Source organism: Bradyrhizobium sp. C9 (assembly GCF_002532045.1).
In the GTDB taxonomy this organism is placed as follows: Bacteria; Pseudomonadota; Alphaproteobacteria; order Rhizobiales; family Xanthobacteraceae; genus Bradyrhizobium.
Genome location: NZ_NWTG01000005.1, coordinates 429,558 through 450,266, shown reverse-complemented (window position 1 = coordinate 450,266; position 20,709 = coordinate 429,558). Strand labels below are relative to the sequence as shown.

Here is a 20,709-nt window from a genome sequence, read left to right as displayed (position 1 = left end):
GGTGCCTACACCTTCACGCTGGATGCGCATCTTGATCATGCGCCGCCGCCGGCGGGTACGGCGGTGGAGAACACGCTGGCGATCGACTTCGGTTCGATGATCCTGGCGACCGACTCCGACGGCGACACGGTCGCGGCTGCGGCGGCGACGTCGCTGGCGATCACCGTGATCGATGACGTGCCGCAATTCGGCACGATCGACCATGGTATCATTGCGGACGTCGGAGGACTTTCCGTCACTGGCAACATGCCAGTGTACTCCGGGGCCGACGGCTTCGGCGCCTATACGGTAACCCTGACCGGGGACACGGCGCCGGCTGGCCTGACGTTCGACGGCCAAGCGGTGCATTACTCCGTCGATGCATCGGGACTGATACTGACTGCCTATGTAGGTGCGGCTCCGTCGCCAGCGAACGACATCTTCACGCTGACGCTCGATCCCGCGACCGATCACTACACGTTCGACTTGCTGCAGCCGTTCACGGCGACAACGATCGAAAATGTCGGCGGTTCAACGTCCTTCGGCGCGGGACCCGCCCAGGAGCAGATTCTCGCGTCTGGAGCCGATCAATTGGCAGTTATTTCGGGTACGGCCACCGGCGGGGGACAAGGCGGTGTGAACGGATCTACCAACGGTTGGGGTGTCGACAACAACAACTTCGATCCCAATGAAAAGCTGCTATTCGATTTCACGACCGGCGCATCGGCCAGCCCAGTCCACAACGCAACGTTCGTTCCTCCGGGACCCGAATCGGTCGCGAACTACACGTTCTCTAACTACAAGGGTGGGGACGACATCCACTACGTCGTTTCCTATTGGGACGGGGTGCACACGGCGTCCATCGTAACGCTGTCTGGTGATTTCGATCCTTCCACGCACACCTCAGTGGCTACCGAATGGTCGACTCCGGCAGCGCCAGGCGGTCTGCAGCTCTACACTGTCCAGTTCACGGACGTGACGGGCAGCGGCAAGGTCGACCTGGTCAGCGTCGGAGTTGAATCGACCCAGAATCTCTCCCAGAATCTGAGCTTCAATGTATCGACGATTGACGGTGACGGTGACGTGGCGTCGGGAACCATCAACATCAACATCAATGGCAACACGACCCTTCAGGGAACGTCAGGCAATGATGCGATCCAGGGCAGCTCCGCCAATGAGACCCTCGTAGGTGGAGGCGGCAACGATACCATGACAGGTGGTGGCGGCAACGACATCTTCGTTCTGCCGGGCTCAGGAGGCGGACACGACACGATCACTGACTTCTCCGCCTTGGCCGACAAGATTTTCGTCGATGTCGCCAGTCAGAATCTAACGATCGGAACATCGACGGCCATCACGGCAGGCCAGTTCACGTCGTCGGCCACCACCGGTGGGACTGAGAGTGCCGCGACCGCTTGGAACGAAAGTGCCAGCGCCAACAAGTTCTTCTTCAACAATACGACGGGAGAGCTCTGGTATTCGGCCAACGGCACGGGCAGCGATAAGGTGGATCTTGCCCACGTGAGCACCGGTGTGCCGGCAGCGGCGAACATCCACACGTTCTAGGCCACATCAGCCACGAAGGCGAAAATCCGCGGAGATCAACTCCGCGGATTTTTTATTTGCCCTTGCCCGCGCGCCGTTACATCAGCACGGGCAGGAAGCCGGGCAGTGGGCTTGCGGCTTCAGGCGCCTCGACGCCGGTCCATTCGGCGTCCGCGGTATTGGCGGCCGCTGGTGCGGCGTCGAGCTCGTCGCCGAGCGGAAGCCGCTTGGCGTAGGGGGCAGCAAACAGCTGGACGCCGCGCTCGTTGATCGCAAACATCGGCGTGAAGTTGTCGAGCTCGCCGTCGTCGATCAGCTCCGAGCGGCGGCTGTCCAGGATCAGCCAATGGCCGTCCAGCCGTGCCGCCAACACGGCATGATCCTGGCGGATGGCGCGATCGCGGCCGAGCACCAGGCGCAGCTCCTCGCGCGGGAAGCCGGCTTCGCTCAGCGCGATGTATTTCGCGATCGCGTAGTCCTCGCAATCGCCCTTGCCGGTCGCGAAGGTAGCGAGCGGAGCCGTCCAGCGGTCGGCCTCGCCGTGCTGGGCGAAGTCGCTGACATAGCGGATCGCCTGGTTGACGGCGTGGTTGGCCTCATCCAGCCGATCGCGTCCGGATTTGGATTTGACCGCGTTGATCAGCCGGAGGAATTGCGCGGCATTGGGCGGGCAGCCGGCGGCGTTCTCCCGGCAATGCGCGAGGACGGCCTGCTCCCTCGCAAGATCGGATTCGAGGCCGCGCCATTTGCGCCACAGGCCGTTCTCCGGTGCGCGGAAGGTGAACAGGCCGAACGGCTCGGTGCCGACAGGCGGCAGCGGCTTCGCGGCGGGAAGTGCGTTCAGTGGCGTCAGCGAGGCGGTGCGAATGGCGTTCGGACCACGGCCGCGCTGCCGGTCGAGCTTGGCCAGCACGTCGGTGATGGTGAAGAAGGTGGCGGGCGGGCGGTTCGCTGCGGCATCCGAGGCCGGCGCGAGCTCGCCGGCGGGATTGCCGAGAGAAAGCTCGTCCGCGGCAAACGCGGATGATGCTGCGCAAAGATTTATTGAAAATGCGGCCACGGCCACGACCGCCGACGAAGCAATCTTCAGCGACTTCATAATGACGTCCCCAATGTCGGGGACCGTCAACGTCTGTGCGTCGATCTGCGTCCCCGCTGTTATCGGGACGCAGACTGGCGCCTTGGCGGCTTAAGCGGAGTTAAGTAGAGGGGGCTGCTGCCTGGATTGTCGGGAAGGCGGTCAATCCAGGGTTTGCCGGTTCGTTCGAAATTGAACGACCGCAGGTCATGATCGGTTAACCACGCACTCCGTGGTTCCGATCAGCGTTCGCGCAGGGCCTCGTCACGCAGCAGGCGAGCGGGCTTGACGATGTAGTCCAGCACGGACTTCTCGCCGGTCAGGACTTCGACCGTGGTCACCATTCCCGGAATGATCGGCAGCGGATGCTGCTCGCTGCCGAGATGGTTCTTATCGGTGCGCACCATGACCCGATAGAAGGTCTCTTGACGTTCGGTCCTTTCCGCCTTGTCGTCGACGATCGTATCGGCGCTGATGCGTTCGACCTTGCCCTTCAGCGATCCATAGACCGAAGAATCATAGGCGCTGATCTTCACCACCGCGTCCTGGTTGGGACGGATAAAGGCGATGTCCTGGGGACGGATCCGGCCTTCGACCAGCAGCGTGTCGTCCAGAGGCACGATATCCATGAGGTTGGCGCCGGGCGCCACCACGGCGCCGATGGTGCTGACGTTCAGTTTGTTGACGATGCCGTGGACCGGCGCCTTCAAGTCCGTGCGGCGCACGCGGTCCTGGGCGGACTTGATGTTCTCGTCGAGGACGGCGAGGTCGCCGCGCGATTTGGCGAGGTCCTCGTCGGCCTGCGAGCGGAAGGACGCGGTGATGTTCGCGATCTTGGATTGCGCCTCGGCCAGCTGTCCCTTCATGTCGGTAGCCTGCCGGTCAAGCCGCAGCATCTCGATCTCGGGCACGACCTTCTGCTCATAGAGCTTGCGGGTCAGGGTCTGCTCGCGTTCCAACAGCTTCAGGGAGCCGGTGAGGCGAGTGACCTGCTGATTGAGGACGTCGATGTCCTGCGCGACCTTCTGGGCCCGCATCTTGAACACGCTGGCCTCGGTCGCGACGGCAGCGGGAACCACCTTGTCGACCTCGTCGGGAAAGGTGATCTCACTTCGTCCGCGCGCCTCGGCCTCGAGGCGGGCTACCCGCGCCGCCGCCGCCGCGCGGCGCTCGCGGATTTCGCCGAACTCGGAGGCGAACTTCGTGTCTTCGATGCGCATCAGGGACTGGCCCTGCTGAACGATATCGCCTTCCCGCACCAGGATGTCGCCGACGATTCCACCTTCGAGCGATTGCACCACCTGCATCTGCCGCGACGGCACGACGCGCCCGCTGCCGCGCTTGACCTCGTCGAGCACGGCAAAATGCGCCCACGTCACGAACGTCGCGAGCAGCGCGCAGGACGTCCACAGCAGCATGCGAGAGGTGCGGGGCGTGCGTAGCAGCGCCGCGGACCGGATATCATTTGCAAACGCAAAATCGGAAGACGCCATAATATTTGCTCGTTATGCAGATTTCGGCTGGATCGTATTCTCGGGCGCCGGAGCCGTGGACGCGGGCTTTCCTTGCAGAAGGGCAAGCACCTTGTCGCGCGGGCCGTCGGCAACCAGGCGGCCGTTGTCGAACAGCAGCAGGCGATCGACCATGTTCAGCAGCGACAGACGATGGGTCGAAATGATGATGGTCATCCGCTCGTCGCGGAATCCCTTGAGCCGCTCGAGGAACTCCTGCTCGCTGCGGATATCGAAGTGCGCGGTCGGCTCATCAAGGAAGAGCACGCGCGGCTTGCGGATCAAGACGCGCGCGAGCCCGATCGCCTGCTTCTGGCCGCCCGACAGGCTACGGCCGCCCTCCGAGATGGGCATGTCATATCCCATCGGGTGGCCGGCGATGAAGCTCTCGACGCCGGAGAGCCGCGCGGCAAGCAGGATTTCCTCGTCGGTCGCCTCTGGCTTGCCGAGCGCGATGTTGTCGCGCAGCTTGCCGTAGAACAGGTCGGTGTCCTGCATCGCAAAGCCGATGCCGGCGCGCAGATCCGAAGGATCGTATTGGCGCGAGTCGACGCCATCGACCAGGATGCGGCCTTCCTTCGGCTCGTAGAACCCGAGCAGCAACCGCCCGACCGTGGTCTTGCCAGATCCCACCCTGCCGATGATGCCGACCCTTTCTCCGCCTTCGATCTTGAAGCTGACCTTTTCGAGCGCGTTGCCCGGCGCGTTGGGGTAGGCGAACGAGACGTTCTCGAAGGCGACCTTGCCATCGTCGATCCGTCTTGCGACGTAGGATCGGGTCGGCGATCGTTCCCGCTCGATCGACATGATGCGGTCGATTGCCTTGAGGGACGTTAGCGTCTGCGTTCCCTTGGTGATCACGGAGGCGATGCCGGCGATCGGCGCCAGAATGCGGCCGGCGAGCATATTTGCGGCGACCAGCGCGCCGACGCTCAGCTTGCCGTCGAGGATCAGGAAAATGCCGACGACGACAAGGAGCAGGCTCGTGATCTGCTGGGCCGTGCTCGCGCTCGTCAGCGACATCGACGACCAGAAGTGAACGTCCTCGCCCGAGCGGGCGGTCGCCGCGACCGAGCGTTCCCACAAGGTCTGCATGCGGGCCTCAGCGCCGGTCGCGCGGACAGTTTCCAGACTGGACAGGGATTCGACCAACACGCCGTGCCGGGCCGCGGATTCGGCCTGCAAGCGCTTCATGGCGCGATCGAGCGGGCGCTGCAGCAGGAAGCCGATCAGCATGACGAGAGGCAGCATGATCAGCGGGATCCAGGCCAGCGGTCCTGCGATCATGAACAGCACGCCGACAAACAGGATGGCAAACAGCAGGTCCGTCGCCGAAACCACGCTTCCGGACGTGAAGAATTCGCGCACCGAGTCGAAGTCCCGGAGCTGATTGGCGATGATGCCGACGGAGGTCGGGCGCTGCGCCAACTTCACTGACATCACATGCTCGAAGATGTTGGCGGCGAGCACGACGTCGATGGTCTTGCCGGTCACGTCGATCATGCGGCTGCGGACCATGCGGAAGACGAAATCGAAGACGATGCCGAGCCCCATGCCGATCGAGAGCGCGATCAGCGAAGGAATCGCTCCGTTTGGGATGACGCGGTCATAGACGCTCATCGTGAACAGCGGCGTTGCCAGCGCGAGGATGTTGGTCAGAAAGGCGGCGATCGCGATGTGGCCGTAACTGCGCCAGTGCGTCTTCACCACCGACCAGAACCAGTGGTTCTTGGGAATGTCTCCTGCGGCGACGGCGCGCGCATCGGCCTGCGCGGCGCTTCTCACCAGGAATGCGTAGCCGGTATAGTCCGCAGCGATCGAAGCAACTTCAGCGACGCGCGGGGCGTTCGGCGTGGCCGGATCAACGAACTTGATGGTCTTGTTCCCTGTGTCCACACCGAGGAGGATGAGCGCGGAGCCGTTCTTCATGATGAGGACGGCCGGCAAGACCATCGCGGGAATGTCCGTAATGTCGCGCTTGACGGCCTCGGTCTCCAGACCCGCGCGTCTGGCAGCACGGTCATAGAGCGAAACGGACAGGCGACCATCCGTGATCGGAAGTCCGCCGAGCAGCGCTTCGCGGCTGACGGCGCGGCCGTGATAAGCCGCGAGATAAGTCAACGTTGCGGTGAGGGGATCGTCGCCGAGTGCGCGCGGCCGACTTGTCGCGGCAGGCTTTGAAGTTGAGTCATCCGACGGGGGGCGGACGGCGTCAGCCGCCGCGCTGGGGGTTCGAAACAACAACTGAAACCTCGACAACCAAAATGGAAATGCAGAAATCGCGTGCGATGATTTGGTGCACGCTACAACAAATGGCGAACAAAATCAGCGAAACTTGCTTTAAGTATTAATACGGGAATGGAAAGGGCCCCTTTTGGGGCCCTTTCTGAAGTCCTGATCTTGGTTGGCGGCTCCTATCGAGCGGAACCACTCGGGAAGGCCGACAGCAGCCAGTGGGGCTTTGTCGACGCATAGGAACTCGCATTCGCCGTGACCGACGGATCCGCGTAGATGACATTCGGGCCGTCCGCAGCGCTCTTTTGCTGCTGCATCCATTCCGCAGAACCGGGCACAGATGCGGTCGTGGTCGCACCGGTGAACCGGTCAGCAAAACCGGTGTCCTTCGGCTGAGCTGCCGAAGCCGCGGCATAGCCCTTGGCGGGGCGGACCGTGGCGGCGGCAGCCGGGACGGCGACATGCAGCGGTTCGGGGCCGGTTTGCGGCAGGTTCACGCGCAGGGTGGGGAACGAGTAGCGCGGCAGGCCAATCGAAAGCATGTCGGTGGGCGCTGCGTCGACCGGCGGCGGAGCCTTCAGATACTCGATCAAGGTCCCCATCGCAGCCAGCAGCTGATAGTCAGCGAAAACGACGACACCGCGGGCGGAGGTGAGCGAGACCGATGCGTTGAAGAATTGATTCTGCGCGTTCAGCAGATCGATGAGGGAACGCTGACCGAGCTCGTATTCCTTCTGGAAGGCGGCGATGGTCTTCCGGTCTGCTTCCAGCTGGCGTGCCAGAGCGGCAATGCGCGTGGCCGTAATCGTACGGGCATTCCACGCCTTGTCGATCGACTCATAAGCATCGCGCTGCAAGCGGGCGTGGCGCATGGTGGCTTCGGTATAGCGCTCGGCCTTCTCAGACCGATTCCAGGCATCCTGACCGCCGCGGAAGATGTCCCACGACATCACGACCTTGCCGCTGTAGTCTTCATGGGTAACGGCAGGATTTCCGGGGGCCGTCACGTACGGGAACGAGTTATCGTAATGGGTCGCCCGTCCCTCGAGATAGAATTTTGGGCCGAACGAGCCGTCGGTCGCCTTGAACGCATGCTTGGCGGCGTCGGCGTCGGACTGCGCCGCCGCAATCGTCGAATTGAAGCGCAGCGTGGTCGCCAGTGCCTCGTCGCGGCTGTGCGGCAGACCTGCGAGGGGGCTGGGGAAGCGAACATTGATCGGCTCGAGGCCAACTGTCTTGCGGTACTTCGCCCTGGCATCATCGAGGCTGCGCTGGAACTCGGCGAGTGCCGCACGCGCGCTCTCGACGCGCTCCCGCGCTTGCTCCAGGTCGCCTTCGCCGGCTCGGCCACCCGAGAAGCGGGAGTTCACGTTGGAAAAGATCTTCTCGTGATTGGCGACGTTTTGCTGGGCAAGGCTGACCAGCCGCATGTAGCGCACGACGTCGATGTAGCCCTCGGCGGCGTCGAGCGCCAGCAGCTCGGTTCGTTCCTTGACACGGGAAGCTGCGGCGTTCACGCGCGCGGTCTGGCGCCAGACGTCATAGATCGACGAGAAGCCATCCCAGAGCAGCTGGCGCACGACCACTGATTCCTGGCTGCCGTTGCGCCACGGTCCCGAACCGACGGTCGGTGTCTGAATGGACGGCGTGATGATGCCCGGCGGTTGGTCGAACTTTTCCGGGCCATAGCTAGCGTCGATGCGCACCTGCGGCAGCAGCGTGCTCTGAGTCTGACGCAGCTCGCTTTCGGTCGCCCGCCGGTTGGCGGAAGCCTCGCCGACGCCGGGGTTGGTCAGCATCGCCTGGCGCAATGCGTCGTTAATGGAAAAAACCTCGGCACATGCTGGCGTTGCCGCCAGGCAGAGGCACGCGATGACCGTGTATGCCGATTTCATAATCCCGCCCCTACACACAAAAATTATTACGTAGAATCTGACGAAGGCTAACAGCGGACGGTTCCGTAACCTATGACATTTCAGCCACACAGCCGGTCTAAGTGGGGCGGCGGGATGGGGGTGTCGGTGGCCGGAAATATTCGGATTTTTATTAAAATTCAAAGATTTGGCGGCGGTTCAGTGGTCGCTCGGGCTGGTGCCGTCTAGCAACACCGGCGACCGGAACAGAAAAGGTCAGTTAACTCCGTCTTAACGGCCGGCCGCCCCTTGCTGCTCGTGGCAGATCGCGAGGTAGGTCGCAACCAAGGGCGCGGGCTTGGCGTCGGGTGAGGGCCCCCCCAGCTGGCTCGTCAGCTTGTAGAGCGACTTGCTGGCAAAATAGAACCGGAAGATCTCGGCCGTGGTCTCGTCGATGCGGGTCGCAAAAATCGACGCAGCAGTGCGGTGGGCGGCCGCAAAGACATAGGTGGTGAGCTTGGCTCCCTTGCCTTCCGTCGCGACGGACGTCCCCCAGGTGACCGAGAAGGTCTCGCCGTCGATCACGACGGTTGGCCGGACCGTATCGAGATCGTCGTCAATCCACTGAACGTCATTGCCTTTGCCTGAGGCAACCTCAACCCGTTTGCCTCGAGGGGTGTCACAGGTGAACCTTGAAGGTTCAGCTGTCGCCGCGTTTGCCGTCGCCAGCAACAACAAGACGCAGCCGACCGACCTCCACATTGGCTTTCCCTCTGCAGTTGCGTTGGTTGGGGTCATACTGATGGCTGCGCGCGGCCAGCGCAACTCGGTGATGTACGGATGCAGTCGACCGAGCCGCGCGCGTCTGCAGCCGATTCCGTCGGCGATCTCGGAAGGCGCCCGCAACGTCACTCCGGCGCTATCGGATGCGCCGGCCGCTCGATCGACGGTCTGAGGCTCTCGAGTTCAACGAAGGCGTCGGCGTCTCTGCGAAGCTCATCGGCGATCATCGGCGGCTTCGTTCGAATGCTCGAAACGACAGTGACACGCACGCCCATCCGCCTGACAGCTTCGACAACGGCTCGCAAGTCGCCATCGCCGGAGAACAGGAACGCGTGGTCGATGCGGTGCGCGATTTCCATTGCATCGACCGCGAGCTCGATGCCGATGCTGCGCTTCATTCGCCGCCGTCCATCGCCGTCGTCGTGCTGCTTGGCTGCCTTTCGCCTGACTGCATATCCGTTGTAGTCGAGCCAATCCACCAGCGGCCGAAGGCTGCTGAATTCGTCGTCGTCCCTCACGACCGTGTAGAAATAGGCGCGGACGATTTGGCCATGCTTGCCGAACTCCGAGAGCAATCGCCGGAAGTCGACTTCAAAGCCGAGGCTCTTGACCGTGGTGTGCAGATTCGCACCATCGATGAAAAGTGCAATGCGATCGGTCATCTGAAGCCCCATGACGCCGGATCAGTCGCTCTACGCTTTGGTTCTGCAAATATCTCGAGCGCATGCTGGACGCTCAAATTGAAATGTCTGATCCTAGAGCAAGGACTCGGCGGTGATGAAGCGGAATTTTCGACACCGGCGGGTGCCATGATGATCGTGCGCCTGTTGATAAGGCAATGGTGCAGCGCGGGCTGCGGTGCCGACGAGCTGCCGCGCCGCTGCGTGAGAGGCGACTATTGCGTCACCAGCAAAACTACATCTAAAATCAATCGGGTGTACCGGCGCCGTTTGGTGCCGATGCGATATTTCGAGATACCACTTTTTTGCAGATACAGATTTTCGCCGATACCGGTTTCGCCGGAGGGGAGAGGACGGCGCCGCGCCTCCGCATTGCGCAGACAGTTTGTTGGTGCTGGCGGGCGTGGATGCGCGGCGGTGTGTCTTCTGCGCCGTCTCAACGAGTCTCTCGCCCTCATCGATGGCGCACCGTCGCGATCGACCGGCTGCTCGATGCGATCGTATCAGCAGGGAGCAGGTGAGGCTCGCGCTGGGGGCTTGCCGTGACTGACGCAACAATCGAGCGCTCGATCGAGGGGCGGGCCAGGGAGGATTGGCCAAGGCGCGCGAGATGCCTGGTTGCCCTTTCGCTGTGCATCCTGCTGTCCTGTTGCGGGGCCGCTCGCCAGGCCGTCGAAAAGGAGGCGGGACCTGCAACTGAGACCGCAACAGAGCCGGCGACGGAGACGACGACGGCGCCGGAAGCGGCACCGGCACCGGCGGCGGTAACGGTGAACCTGAGCGGCGCACTCGCGGAGTGCCGGAACGCCTTTCCTGATCAGATCGCGCAAGCGGTGGCACGGGCGTCGTGCGTGATCAAGGCGACCGAGCTCGTCCGGCCGCTGTTGCCGTTTCCTGAACTGCTCGATCGGGAGAATGCCCTGCGCAAAGCGTTGGCAGAGCAGGTTCAAGCGCGAGCCATGTCCCTGCTCGAGCGAAACGTCCAGATCCAGAGGCTCCATGCGCAGCTGCTTGACGAAGAGCGCAGCAGGCTGCCGGCCGCGCCGACCGAGGCGAGCAAGCCGCCGGCGGCGGTCACCCAGTGGCGACAGTCCAACCCGGAGAGCTGTGGCCGGCTCGGAGGGGATTCCGGAACCTGCTACTGAGGCGAGCGGTGCAGCCCGCGAATGACGGTCGGCGTAGCCGTGTGGAACCGGATTGTGACGCCGTCACGCCAGGCGTCGCTCGCGCGACAACTTGTCCGGTGCACCCTTTGGATGCCGTCACCGTATTCGCACGGAGCGGCTGGAATGAAATGTCGCGAAATGCAGGAAACCCTATAATTTAAGGTGTTTCGCGTATTGTCATCGAAGCGTCGCGCCTGCGGAGAGGCGTCAGCGGCTACACCGGTAGGGTTAATAAACGATTACCAATCGACAGATTTCTTGCGACGCATTATAAGAAAATCCTAGTTGGCATCCGGATTTTGCCCCCCGCCAACATATTGCGTAAATTTACTCGTAAAAGGGATATTTTCCTATGCTGAAGCTTTACATTCAGACCTCCGAATCCATCAAGCGTCTCGCCTCGGACAAGGACGGCGTCGTGTCGTTCGAATACGTGATCGTCGCCGCTTGCATCGTCGCCGCGGTCGCCGCTGCGTTCGGCACCACGACGTCCAGCGGGATCGGCAAGGCGCTGAGCACCGCGATCACCAGCATCACGACCGCTCTGACCACCGCCGTCTCCGCCTGAATCCGAGCATTGACGGCGCTGGCAGAATTTTTTCTGCCAGCAGCCGCCAACAGGATTGAGATGTCGGCAAGGTAGAAGGAGGCTCGCTCCATGTTGCGTTGTTACATCAAGGCCAGAGGCGCGTTGCTGCGTCTGCGCACGGACAAGGGCGGCGTCGTGTCGTTCGAGTACGTGATCGTTGCCGCCTGTATCGTCGCCGCAGTCGCCGCCGCGTTCGGCACCACGACTTCCAGTGGTATCGGCCAGGCGCTGAGCACCGCGATCACCGCGATCTCTACTGCGGTTACGACCGCGGTCTCCGCCTAGATTCGGAAGACCACGCTTCGGAGGGGGGCATCATTCCATGCCCCCCACCATTTCTGAGGCACATATTTTCATGAATTGGATTGCGTCCACGACCTCGTGTCTGGAAATCGCATTGTTGTTCTATGTCGCAACGATCGATATCGCGACACGGTTGATCCGAAACGAAATTTGCCTGGCGCTGGCGCTCCTCGGGATCGTCGGCCAATTGGCCGGCCCGATGCAGGTTGGCCAGTCGCTGATTGTCACCTCGATTCTATTTCTGCTGTTGTTCGTGATCTACCAGCGCGGACTGATCGGCGGCGGCGATGTCAAATTGCTGGTTGCCCTGGCAATCGGCCTGCCATTGGCCGGTGTGATTGAGCTGTTGACGGTAACCGCATTGGCCGGCGGCGTTCTGGCCGCGGTGCATCTGATGATGCGCCGCCTGCCGCATCCGAGGCTGGCGCCCGCAGGATCGTCGCTGGCGCGTCGGATCTACGCGGTCGAGCGCTGGCGTCATGTGCGACATGCGCCGCTGCCCTACGGCGTCGCCATCGCATGCGGCGGTATCTGGACCATTTTGAGCAAAGGATTTTGACATGTCGTCCGCTCTGCGCGTCTCGATCATCATGGTGCTGTTGCTTGCGGCTACGGCGCTCGGAATGATTGCCTATAGCGTGAACCTGCCGAAAGACCCGGCTGTCGCGGCGGCAGTCGCGGAAAAGCCGTCGGCCGCGCCTGCGACAGTCGGCTATTTTGTTACGACACGAGCGCTTTCGAAGGGAACGTTGGCGCGGGACGAGGATTTCGCGGTACGCCAGGCCGCACCGAACCGTGTCCCCGCGGGGGCAATCCTCGAAACGCCTGATTCCAAGGCCGGACTTCCGGGTTCTCTGGTTCGCAAGTTCGTCGAAGCCGGCAGCGCCATTACCTTGGAGGACATCCTGCGTCCGAAGGATCGCGGCTTCCTGGCCAGCGTCCTGGCGCCAGACAGCCGCGCGATCAGCATCAAGGTCGATGAGGAGACTGGCGTCTCGGGTCTGATCAGGCCGGGCGATAACGTTGACGTGGTCCTGACTCAGGTGTTCGAGAAGGCGAACAACGTGGTGCGGCGGGCCGTGAGCGAAACCGTTCTGTCCAATGTGCGCGTGATCGCAATCGACCAGGAGATCGCGCAGGGCGGGCGGCCCGTCAGCAATGTAGTCGTCGGCAAGACGGCGCAAACCGTGTCGCTGGAGCTCAAGCCGGATCAGGTCAAGAAGGTCTCCGTCGCAAAGCAGCTTGGAACGCTCTCCCTGGTCGTCCGAGCTGCCGCCGAGCAGTGGGACAAGGCCGACACGGGTGCGACATCCAGCTGCGATGTGTCGCCCGAGCTGGCGCGTCAAAGTGCCGTTGCCGGCCAGAGCACGATGGTCGCGATCTATACCGGCAACGAAGTCAAGCAGTACTCGGTCAGGAAGCAGGATCTCGACGACGACGCCAGTGCGAACTGCGACGGCGCGCCGGAGGCCGACCGTCAGACGACCGCGGTAGTGGGTGACGCGGGCAAGGGGGCGGAGAAACGTTGATGAGTGTGAACATGGCTGTGGTGGAATCACCCGAAGAAACGACGTCCGTTGTCACGCGTAACCGCATCGTCTGCTTTGTCAACGACGAGCTGAGCGCCGCAGCCCTGCGCAAGGGTCTCGACGGTTGCAACCTGGTGATCCGGCGTGGCACCATCCGTCACGCGACGCGCATGCTGGAGACCGACACCGATCTGTCCGCGTTGGTGACCGACATCAGCGGGATCGACGATCCCTTCACCGAACTCGAGCGTCTGGCCAGCGTCTGCCCGCCCGATGTCAAGGTGTGCCTGATCGGCGAGAACAGGGAGATCACCTTCTACCGTGAACTGATGGAGATCGGCCTCACCGAGTATCTTCCGACGCCGATCACAAGGGATATCGTGCTGGACCAGCTCCGGCCGAAGCTGCTTGGCGATGTCGCGCCCGCTCAGAATGACCGCGGCGGGCATGTGGTGTCGATCTGCGGCGCGCAGGGCGGCGCTGGAGCGACCAGCATCGCGATCAATCTCGCGCTACAGCTGGCCGAAACCACCAAGGCCAAGGTGGCGCTGCTCGACCTGCATCTGCAGGGCGGCGAGACCGCAGTGATGCTGGGTGTTCGCCCCGGACCCGGCCTCCGCATTGCCCTTGAAAATCCGATGCGGGCCGACACGCTGTTCCTCGAGCGGGCGGCGATCGAAGTGAACGATCGCGTTGTCCTGATTTCCGGCGATGAGGATCTCGATGCCAAGCTCGACATTACAGAAGCTGGCGTCCGCCACGTGCTGGGGCTGCTCAGGCAACGGTTCAATTACGTCGTTGTCGACGTGCCGGTGCCGTTCCCGGCATCGATCTATCCGGTCATTCAGATGTCCCGTCATGTGCTGGTGCTGCTGGAGGCCGAAGTGACCGGCCTGCGCAACGCCCACGCGCTCCGTAACGCCGTCACCAACATCGCGGGCAAGGACCGCGTCTTTACCTTGCTCAATCGTGCCGACCGCGCCGGCGGCCTGCCCAGGGCGACGATCGTCAAGGCCCTGGGCGCAGAGCCGGACATGGTGATCCCCGATCTCGGCAAGGGAATGACCCAGGCGGTCAACCTCGGCGTTCCCGCTCTCAAGCACGTATCCCGGCTGCGGCGACACCTTGCCCCGATCGTACGGGAGATCACCGGCGTCGGCTCAATGAAGAAGGCCGGGTGGAAGAGGTGGCTCGGGCTATGAAGAAGTTCGGCAGGCGCGCAGACGAAATGCCGGTGCGGATGCCCGGAGCGGTGCTGGTCGCGCCGCCGGCGGCACCAAGCGTGCAGCCGGGTCCTCCGGCTTTGCCCGCGTCGGAACCGGGCATGGCGCCGTCGGCGTCCAGCCTGTTCGCATCGGCGCCGAAGCATGAAGAGCACTCGCACCATCCGGTGATGCCGGCGTCGCTGCGCGAACGGGTGATCGAGCAGATCGAGCCGTCGGTGGCCACGACCGTCTCCCGCGATGTCCTGCGGCGCCAGATCGAGGAAATCATCCACGGCATCGCCAACCAGGATCGGCTGGAGCTGTCGGGCCGTGAGCAGCTGTTTCTGGCGGAGGAAATCGCTGATGACATGACCGGCTACGGGCCGCTTCGTCCGCTTCTGCTCGACGAGACGATCAACGACATCATGATCAACGGGCCGAGCAGCGTCTATGTCGAGCGGAGCGGCAGGCTCGAACGGGTCGCGGTCCGGTTTCGCGATAATGACCACATCGCCCAGGTCGCACAGAAGATTGCCGCGCAGGTCGGCCGGCGCGTCGACGAATCCAGTCCGATGGTCGATTGCCGCCTTCCGGACGGCAGTCGCGTCAACATCATCCTGCCGCCGCTCTCGGTCCATAGCCCCTGCATCTCGATCCGAAAATTCCCGAGCAGGCGCCTGAACATCGTCGGAATGATCGAGAACGGCTCGATGACGCCGGCGATCGGGCAGCTTCTGGAGATCGCGTCCCGCTGCCGGCTCAATGTCCTGGTCTCCGGCGGCACAGGCTCGGGCAAGACGACGCTGCTCAATGCGATGAGCCAGTTCATCGATCACAGCGAACGCGTGGTCACGATCGAGGACGCCGCGGAGTTGCAGCTGCAGCAGCCGCACGTGATCAGCCTCGAGACGCGGCCGCCGAGCCTCGAAGGCACGGGACAGGTGACGCAGCGCGACCTGCTGTGGAACGCGCTGCGCATGCGGCCCGACCGCATCGTCGTGGGCGAGGTGCGCGGCGCCGAGGCATTCGACATGCTGCAGGCGATGAACACCGGTCATGACGGATCGATCTCGACCGTGCACGCCAACAGCACGCGCGATGCGCTGACCCGCGTCGAGAACATGGTGCAGATGGGGCAGGTCAATCTGCCGACGCGCGCGATTCGCACTCAGATCGTCGCAGCCCTGGACCTCATCGTGCAGGTCGAGCGCATGCGGGACGGCCAGCGCCGTATCGTGCAAGTCAGCGAGGTGATCGGCCTCGAGGGCGAGGTGATCACCACCAATGACATTGCGCTGTTCGAGTACAAGGAAGAGGACGTTCACGGGCGGATCTCGGGTACCTACAGGTCGACCAACGCGGTCCCGAAGTTCAAAAGCCGCCTCGTTTATTATGGGCTTGAGCGAGCCTGGGCCGAGGCGATGAGGCAGATCTGATGTCGGCACCCCTGGTCATCGTTCTGCTGCTTCTGCTGTGTGCGACGGCAAATACGCTGTGGCTCGACTCGCGATACAGGCGGATGGACCGCCAGCTCGAGATCGCGCTGCCGACGGTCGAAGCGGCGGCCCTGGTGTCGATCCGGCGCGCGGCCAAGGCGTCTCGTTGGCGTATGCTGCATCGCCTTGCCAACTACCGCGCCGAGATGGTGTATGCCGTGCGCCCGGTCTATGTGCTGCTGGCAGGGGCATTGGCCGCGGCGGGAGTCCTCTACCTCAATGAGGTGCTCAAGTTCTCCGGCCTTAAGGCGGGTATTGCGGCCGGGGTGATCGCCATCCTGGTCGTGCGTGGCCTGTTCGGGTGGCAACAACGGAACTTCGCAAATAAGCTCTTCCAGCAACTTCCTGACACGATCCAGCTGGTGACGAGCACCGTGCGATCGGGGCTGCCGGTCAACGAAGCATTCCGCACCATCGCCCGCGAGATGCCGCAGCCGACATCGGGGCAGTTTGCCATCGTCTGTAGCGAATTGACTATGGGCAGGTCGCCTGAGGAAGCTGTGGAGGAGGTCTATCAACGAACCCTTGTGCCGGAATATGCGATGTTTGCGGTCACGCTTGCCGTGCAATTGAAGACCGGCGGCAGTCTTGCGGAAACGTTGCAGACGCTGGGCGAGACGGTGAGCCAGCGGGTCGCGCTGGCGTCCCGTGCGAAGGCGTTGGCGGGGGAGGTCATCTTCTCCTCGCGCGCCCTTACGTTCGCGCCGCTGATTATTGGCGGACTGCTCTACTGGATCAATCCACAGTCGATCGATCTGCTGTTGTTCGATTCTGAAGGAAACGTGCTCCTCGCTTATGCGGCATGTTCGGTCCTGATGGGACATTTCGTGATCCGTTGGATGGTCAGAAGGGAAACGGAGCTATGACGGCTGGTCTCGCCCTTGCATCCCTTGCCGTCGTGACCGCGGCTGCAACCTTCCTGTTGATCATCCGCGAGCTACACCTCCGCGCCTTGAACACGCGTGTTTCGAACGCCGTGCTGGGCATTCCCGATCGATCGACGTCGTCGACGGACTTGATCAGCTGGCTTTCGTCGCTCGGCACGCGCTACAGGCGCTTCTACGGTCAGGAAAACCTCGACCAGTTGCGGCTGGTCCTGCAATCGGCAGGGTTCAATCACTATCGAACGCTGCCAATCTGGATCGGCTTCAAGACGGTCAGCATGTTCATGTTTCCGATCGCAGCTTTCTCGTTCGCGCAGCTTCTGGGAAGCCCGTTCAGCGACGCGATGATCTATACGCTGCTTGGCGTGGCGATCGGAATCGTGGGCCCACGTCTGATCCTGTCGGTGCTGAAGCGGCGCTTCGATTCGGCGATCCGGCTGGGCACGCCCGACACCATCGACCTGCTTGTCGTCTGCAGTGAAGCGGGCATGGGCCTGGAGAGTGCGCTGGAACGCGTGGCGCACGAGATGCGGGAGACCAATCCTGCCATCACGCAGGTGCTGCACGGCCTGCTTGATGATCTCCGGATCCTGCCCAACCGGGCGGATGCGTTCGAGAAGCTTGCGACCACCTCGGAAGGTCTCCGTCGTTTCGGCACCATGGTCAGCCAAAGCCTGCAATACGGCACGCCACTGAGCCAGGCGCTGCGCAGCATCGCCGTCGACTTGCGCCGCGAGCGCATCACAAAGCTGGAAGAGAGGGCGCACAAACTGGGCGCCAAGCTCACCGTTCCGATGGTGCTGTTCCTGCTTCCGGCGATGTTCATCATTCTAGGCGCGAGCCCGTTCCTCCACCTCACGCGTACGTTCAGCAACATGGGTCACTAAGCCATGAGCGCAAGTACAATGACACTGCCGGCAAGCCTGGCCTACGATCGCATAATGCGATTGATGGGCAGCGCGTGGTTCCTGCTTCTGGGATTTACCGTAACATTCAAGCTCGGCGCATCGGCTGGCGAGCCGTGGCCATCGATCGTCTCGAGCCTTTGTCTCGCGGTGTTCTACCTGATGCTTGCCGTGCTGGTTCTGACCCGGGCGCCCGCCAAGGCGCAGGCCGAAGGCCTGCTGCCGAGGATAGCGGCGTTCGTCGGGACCTACTGGCCATGGACGATCACGTTTTTTGCCCGGACCGACGGGGCGGTGCCGAACCTTGCGTCCACGGTTTGCGTGCTGACCGGCATGATCATGATCCTCGTCACCATCCGGCATCTCGGGCGATCATTCAGTCTGGTGCCGCAGGCCCGCTCGGTGGTGCAGACCGGTCCATACCGGTGGATCAAGCATCCGCTCTATCTGTCGGAGGAAATCGTTTTCCTGGGCGTCGTGTTGCAGCACCTGAGCCTCGTGACCGTGACCTTGCTGATCCTGCACGTCGCAATTCAGGTTCGCCGAATTCTTTACGAGGAGGACGTGCTCCGGCGCAACCTTCCTGAATATTCCGGCTACGAGGCGTCGCGCTGGAGATTGATTCCCTATGTCTGGTGAGTGACCATGCCTTGCAGGCGAAGTCGTGTGAGCCTCAAGCGCTCCCTGATCGCGGATCAACGCGGCGCTGTCGCGTTCGAGATGCCGATCGTCTACATTTTCCTGCTCCTGGTCATTCTCCTGCCGCTTGCTGATCTCGCGATCGCAGGCTTCCAGTACATATCGGCGTTCGCGGCGTTGCGCGGGTTCGGGCAGGCCATCCTGTATTCCCCGCCACCCGACGTCACCAACGCGTCCAGTTGGGCGTCGGCCGCGCTCGCCAAGGCCGATAGCCGTTATCCGATCCCCAGCATTCAGCTCATTTGCGGCGACAACAATGCTGTCTGCGCTTCAGGAAATTCCGATCCTACGCTGGCCAAATGGTATGTGTACTCAACAACGGTCACGCTCTCGCCGATGGTGCTGAGGTCCGTGTTGTGCACGAGCGGCAACACCAATCCATGTTCGTTCACGTTGTTTTACTCCGAACGGTTTCAATAGGGTGTTTCATGCGTAACATACTCCATTGCCGTCGAGGCTCGGCCGCGTTCGCAACCGCGGTTGCGTTGGTGCCGTTGATCGGCGTGATGGCGCTCGGCGGAGAGGCCGGGACCTGGTACGTCACCCAGCAGCGCGCCCAGGGGGCGGCAGATGCGGCCGCCTATTCGGGCGCCTTGCGGTTGGCATGCGACATTTCGGGGCAGGCTGGCACAAGCTGCAATAGCACGCAGGCATACGACTATCGCGGCAAGCAGGTTGCAGCTCAGAACGCGTTCTGCAATTCGGGCGACACGTCCTATCCCGGCTCCAAATGCTCGACGCTGCCAAGCGGGATTTCACAGAGCGTCACGATCGCCCAGCTCACGGCCTGGAATGGCACCAGTTGCAATGGCGGTGCCAACTGCTTCGTGCAGGCCACGATTACCCAGCAGCAGCCGGCATATCTGGCCAGGATGCTTGGTATGTCGACGATCAATGTGGGCGCGACGGCGGTCGCCCAGGTTGACAATAGCTTAGCGCAACCTCCATGCGTGTTGGCCGTGACGGGCTCGGTCACCTTTCAGGGCAGCGCTACCGTGTCGTCGCCGACCTGCGGCATTTCGTCGAACAGCTCAGCGTCAAACGCGATCGGCTTCGTCGGCAATTCTGGCATCTCGGTAAATGCGCCGAGCTACACGGTCGGTGGCTGCTCCCAGACCGGCGGAAGCCAATGCACCGGCGTGAAAACCTATCAGCAGCCGATTCCCGATCCTTTGAGCACGGTGAGCACGGCGCTCACCGCGCTGAAGACATCGGCTTTTGCGAACAAGAATGGCACCACGACAGCCCAACCGTATGAGACGTGTTCGTGCTATAATAGCAACAACAATGTGTCGTTGACTTACCCGCCCGCATTGAGTGGGACGTATTATTTTACGGGGAACGTCACAATCAACGGGAGCCCGACCATTAAGGGTACGGCTACCCTGGTATTTTTCGCAGGAGCAACGCTTACCATCACCGGAAGCCCGACGATACAGCTTACGGGAATGGGCGCGCCTTCGGGCCCTCTTTCATCGACGGTATTGGCCAAGATGGCCAAGCTCGTCATCTATGATGGCGAGACGACGCGGGGCAACCAGTCCGTGAATATCAGCGGCAACTCGACCAGCTACTTCAACGGCATCGTCTATGCACCCAACGCTACCCTCAACTATTCCGGTAACAGCAGCTCATCTGCCCCGGCAACAGGTTGCTACGAGGTCATTGCCGCGGCGGTGAACTTTCAGGGCAACACGAAGCTGGACAACTCTCTATGCCCTAACTCGACGACCAATCCCGGCTCGGGAGCGGAGCCCAATGCTCAAACCGTGCGCTTGGTGCAGTGATGAGGAAGCTCGACCAGCGGGGAGTCGCGGCCATCGAGTTTTGCCTCGTTGCCGTCCCCCTGTTCACTCTGATCTTCGCCATTTTTGATTTCGGACGGTATGCGATCACGATGCAGTCGTTGCGCGCGCTTGCCGATGCCGGCGCCCGGGCGAACATCATCCAGTGCTACACGCCTGCTGTCATCGCTGGCACATCACCATCCGCTTGTACTACCGACTATCTGTCGGCCGCGCAGAAGCAAGCGATCGCTCCCTTCCTCTATAACACCAGCCTCGGTCTCACGCCGACGGTGACCACGACGGCGGGGACCTCCGCGCTGACGGTGACGGCACAATTGTCGGGCTTCAAGATGCTTATGCCGATCTGGAGCACCGCAACGTTCAACGCGCCGAGCGCGACCACCACGATTCCGTTCTGAGGAGCCTCGAATCGTGGGGCCCGATCCCGGTGCTCGTTCGGGGCAGGCAGCCGCCCGATCGGC

19 protein-coding genes and 1 pseudogene are annotated in these 20,709 nt (G+C 62.4%); 14 read left to right on the top strand and 6 right to left on the bottom strand.

Features of this window, described 5'->3' with window-relative positions; all coding sequences use genetic code 11:
• Nucleotides 1-1,545 (top strand): annotated as a pseudogene (locus CO675_RS40545) (hypothetical protein); the annotation flags it as partial.
• A gap of 76 nt (nucleotides 1,546-1,621) precedes the next feature.
• On the opposite strand, the gene CO675_RS14925 reads toward CO675_RS40545, so the two are convergent.
• The 6 genes from CO675_RS14925 to CO675_RS14900 all read right to left on the bottom strand — a co-directional run bounded on the left by CO675_RS14925 (nucleotide 1,622) and on the right by CO675_RS14900 (nucleotide 9,646).
• A complete protein-coding gene (locus CO675_RS14925; RefSeq protein ID WP_097672651.1) occupies nucleotides 1,622-2,623 on the bottom strand; it encodes a transglutaminase-like cysteine peptidase in 1,002 nt (333 codons plus the stop codon).
• Between the two features lie 221 nt (nucleotides 2,624-2,844).
• A complete protein-coding gene (locus tag CO675_RS14920; RefSeq protein ID WP_097672650.1) occupies nucleotides 2,845-4,095 on the bottom strand; it encodes an HlyD family type I secretion periplasmic adaptor subunit in 1,251 nt (416 codons plus the stop codon).
• Nucleotides 4,096-4,107: 12 nt separating this feature from the next.
• Nucleotides 4,108-6,234, bottom strand: coding sequence for a type I secretion system permease/ATPase (locus tag CO675_RS14915; RefSeq protein WP_245452764.1), 2,127 nt, complete (start codon nucleotides 6,232-6,234; stop codon nucleotides 4,108-4,110).
• A gap of 293 nt (nucleotides 6,235-6,527) precedes the next feature.
• Nucleotides 6,528-8,243: a TolC family outer membrane protein gene (locus tag CO675_RS14910; protein WP_097672649.1), complete on the bottom strand. Its 1,716-nt coding sequence runs from the start codon at nucleotides 8,241-8,243 to the stop codon at nucleotides 6,528-6,530.
• A gap of 249 nt (nucleotides 8,244-8,492) precedes the next feature.
• Nucleotides 8,493-8,963 carry a hypothetical protein gene (locus CO675_RS39945; protein ID WP_143279015.1) on the bottom strand — a complete coding sequence of 157 codons (471 nt, stop codon included), beginning with the start codon at nucleotides 8,961-8,963 and terminating at the stop codon, nucleotides 8,493-8,495.
• Nucleotides 8,964-9,109: 146 nt separating this feature from the next.
• Nucleotides 9,110-9,646, bottom strand: a complete 537-nt coding sequence (locus CO675_RS14900) for a LabA-like NYN domain-containing protein (protein ID WP_097672684.1) — start codon at nucleotides 9,644-9,646, stop codon at nucleotides 9,110-9,112.
• A 560-nt stretch (nucleotides 9,647-10,206) separates the two neighbouring features.
• Between CO675_RS14900 and CO675_RS14895 the strand changes: the two genes are divergently transcribed.
• The 13 genes from CO675_RS14895 to CO675_RS14835 all read left to right on the top strand — a co-directional run bounded on the left by CO675_RS14895 (nucleotide 10,207) and on the right by CO675_RS14835 (nucleotide 20,646).
• Nucleotides 10,207-10,809 (top strand): hypothetical protein, encoded by a 603-nt coding sequence (locus CO675_RS14895; RefSeq protein WP_097672647.1) that lies wholly within the window; start codon nucleotides 10,207-10,209, stop codon nucleotides 10,807-10,809.
• A 373-nt stretch (nucleotides 10,810-11,182) separates the two neighbouring features.
• A complete protein-coding gene (locus CO675_RS14890) occupies nucleotides 11,183-11,398 on the top strand; it encodes a hypothetical protein (RefSeq protein ID WP_097672646.1) in 216 nt (71 codons plus the stop codon).
• Nucleotides 11,399-11,488: 90 nt separating this feature from the next.
• The gene (locus CO675_RS14885; protein WP_097672645.1) at nucleotides 11,489-11,704 is read left to right on the top strand and encodes a hypothetical protein; all 216 of its coding nucleotides are present in this window, start codon (nucleotides 11,489-11,491) and stop codon (nucleotides 11,702-11,704) included.
• Nucleotides 11,705-11,774: 70 nt separating this feature from the next.
• Nucleotides 11,775-12,281: an A24 family peptidase gene (locus CO675_RS14880; RefSeq protein WP_198964609.1), complete on the top strand. Its 507-nt coding sequence runs from the start codon at nucleotides 11,775-11,777 to the stop codon at nucleotides 12,279-12,281.
• A gap of 1 nt (nucleotide 12,282) precedes the next feature.
• Nucleotides 12,283-13,251 carry a Flp pilus assembly protein CpaB gene (gene cpaB, locus CO675_RS14875; RefSeq protein ID WP_097672643.1) on the top strand — a complete coding sequence of 323 codons (969 nt, stop codon included), beginning with the start codon at nucleotides 12,283-12,285 and terminating at the stop codon, nucleotides 13,249-13,251.
• Complete coding sequence (locus CO675_RS14870; RefSeq protein ID WP_245452763.1) at nucleotides 13,251-14,453, top strand: CpaE/TadZ family protein; 1,203 nt, start codon at nucleotides 13,251-13,253, stop codon at nucleotides 14,451-14,453. The genes cpaB and CO675_RS14870 overlap by 1 nt, the downstream gene beginning before the upstream one ends.
• Nucleotides 14,450-15,892 (top strand): TadA family conjugal transfer-associated ATPase, encoded by a 1,443-nt coding sequence (locus tag CO675_RS14865; protein ID WP_097672642.1) that lies wholly within the window; start codon nucleotides 14,450-14,452, stop codon nucleotides 15,890-15,892. The genes CO675_RS14870 and CO675_RS14865 overlap by 4 nt, the downstream gene beginning before the upstream one ends.
• The gene (locus CO675_RS14860; protein ID WP_097672641.1) at nucleotides 15,892-16,818 is read left to right on the top strand and encodes a type II secretion system F family protein; all 927 of its coding nucleotides are present in this window, start codon (nucleotides 15,892-15,894) and stop codon (nucleotides 16,816-16,818) included. Before CO675_RS14865 ends, CO675_RS14860 begins: the two co-directional genes overlap by 1 nt.
• Nucleotides 16,815-17,723: a type II secretion system F family protein gene (locus tag CO675_RS14855; protein WP_097672640.1), complete on the top strand. Its 909-nt coding sequence runs from the start codon at nucleotides 16,815-16,817 to the stop codon at nucleotides 17,721-17,723. Before CO675_RS14860 ends, CO675_RS14855 begins: the two co-directional genes overlap by 4 nt.
• Nucleotides 17,724-17,726: 3 nt before the next feature.
• A complete protein-coding gene (locus tag CO675_RS14850; protein ID WP_097672639.1) occupies nucleotides 17,727-18,380 on the top strand; it encodes a methyltransferase family protein in 654 nt (217 codons plus the stop codon).
• A gap of 27 nt (nucleotides 18,381-18,407) precedes the next feature.
• Nucleotides 18,408-18,860 carry a hypothetical protein gene (locus CO675_RS14845; protein ID WP_245452762.1) on the top strand — a complete coding sequence of 151 codons (453 nt, stop codon included), beginning with the start codon at nucleotides 18,408-18,410 and terminating at the stop codon, nucleotides 18,858-18,860.
• An 8-nt stretch (nucleotides 18,861-18,868) separates the two neighbouring features.
• Entirely contained in the window at nucleotides 18,869-20,227 is a 1,359-nt protein-coding gene (locus tag CO675_RS14840; RefSeq protein ID WP_158231251.1) for a pilus assembly protein TadG-related protein, read from the top strand.
• Complete coding sequence (locus tag CO675_RS14835) at nucleotides 20,227-20,646, top strand: TadE/TadG family type IV pilus assembly protein (protein ID WP_245452761.1); 420 nt, start codon at nucleotides 20,227-20,229, stop codon at nucleotides 20,644-20,646. The genes CO675_RS14840 and CO675_RS14835 overlap by 1 nt, the downstream gene beginning before the upstream one ends.
• The last annotated feature ends 63 nt before the right edge of the window (nucleotides 20,647-20,709 follow it).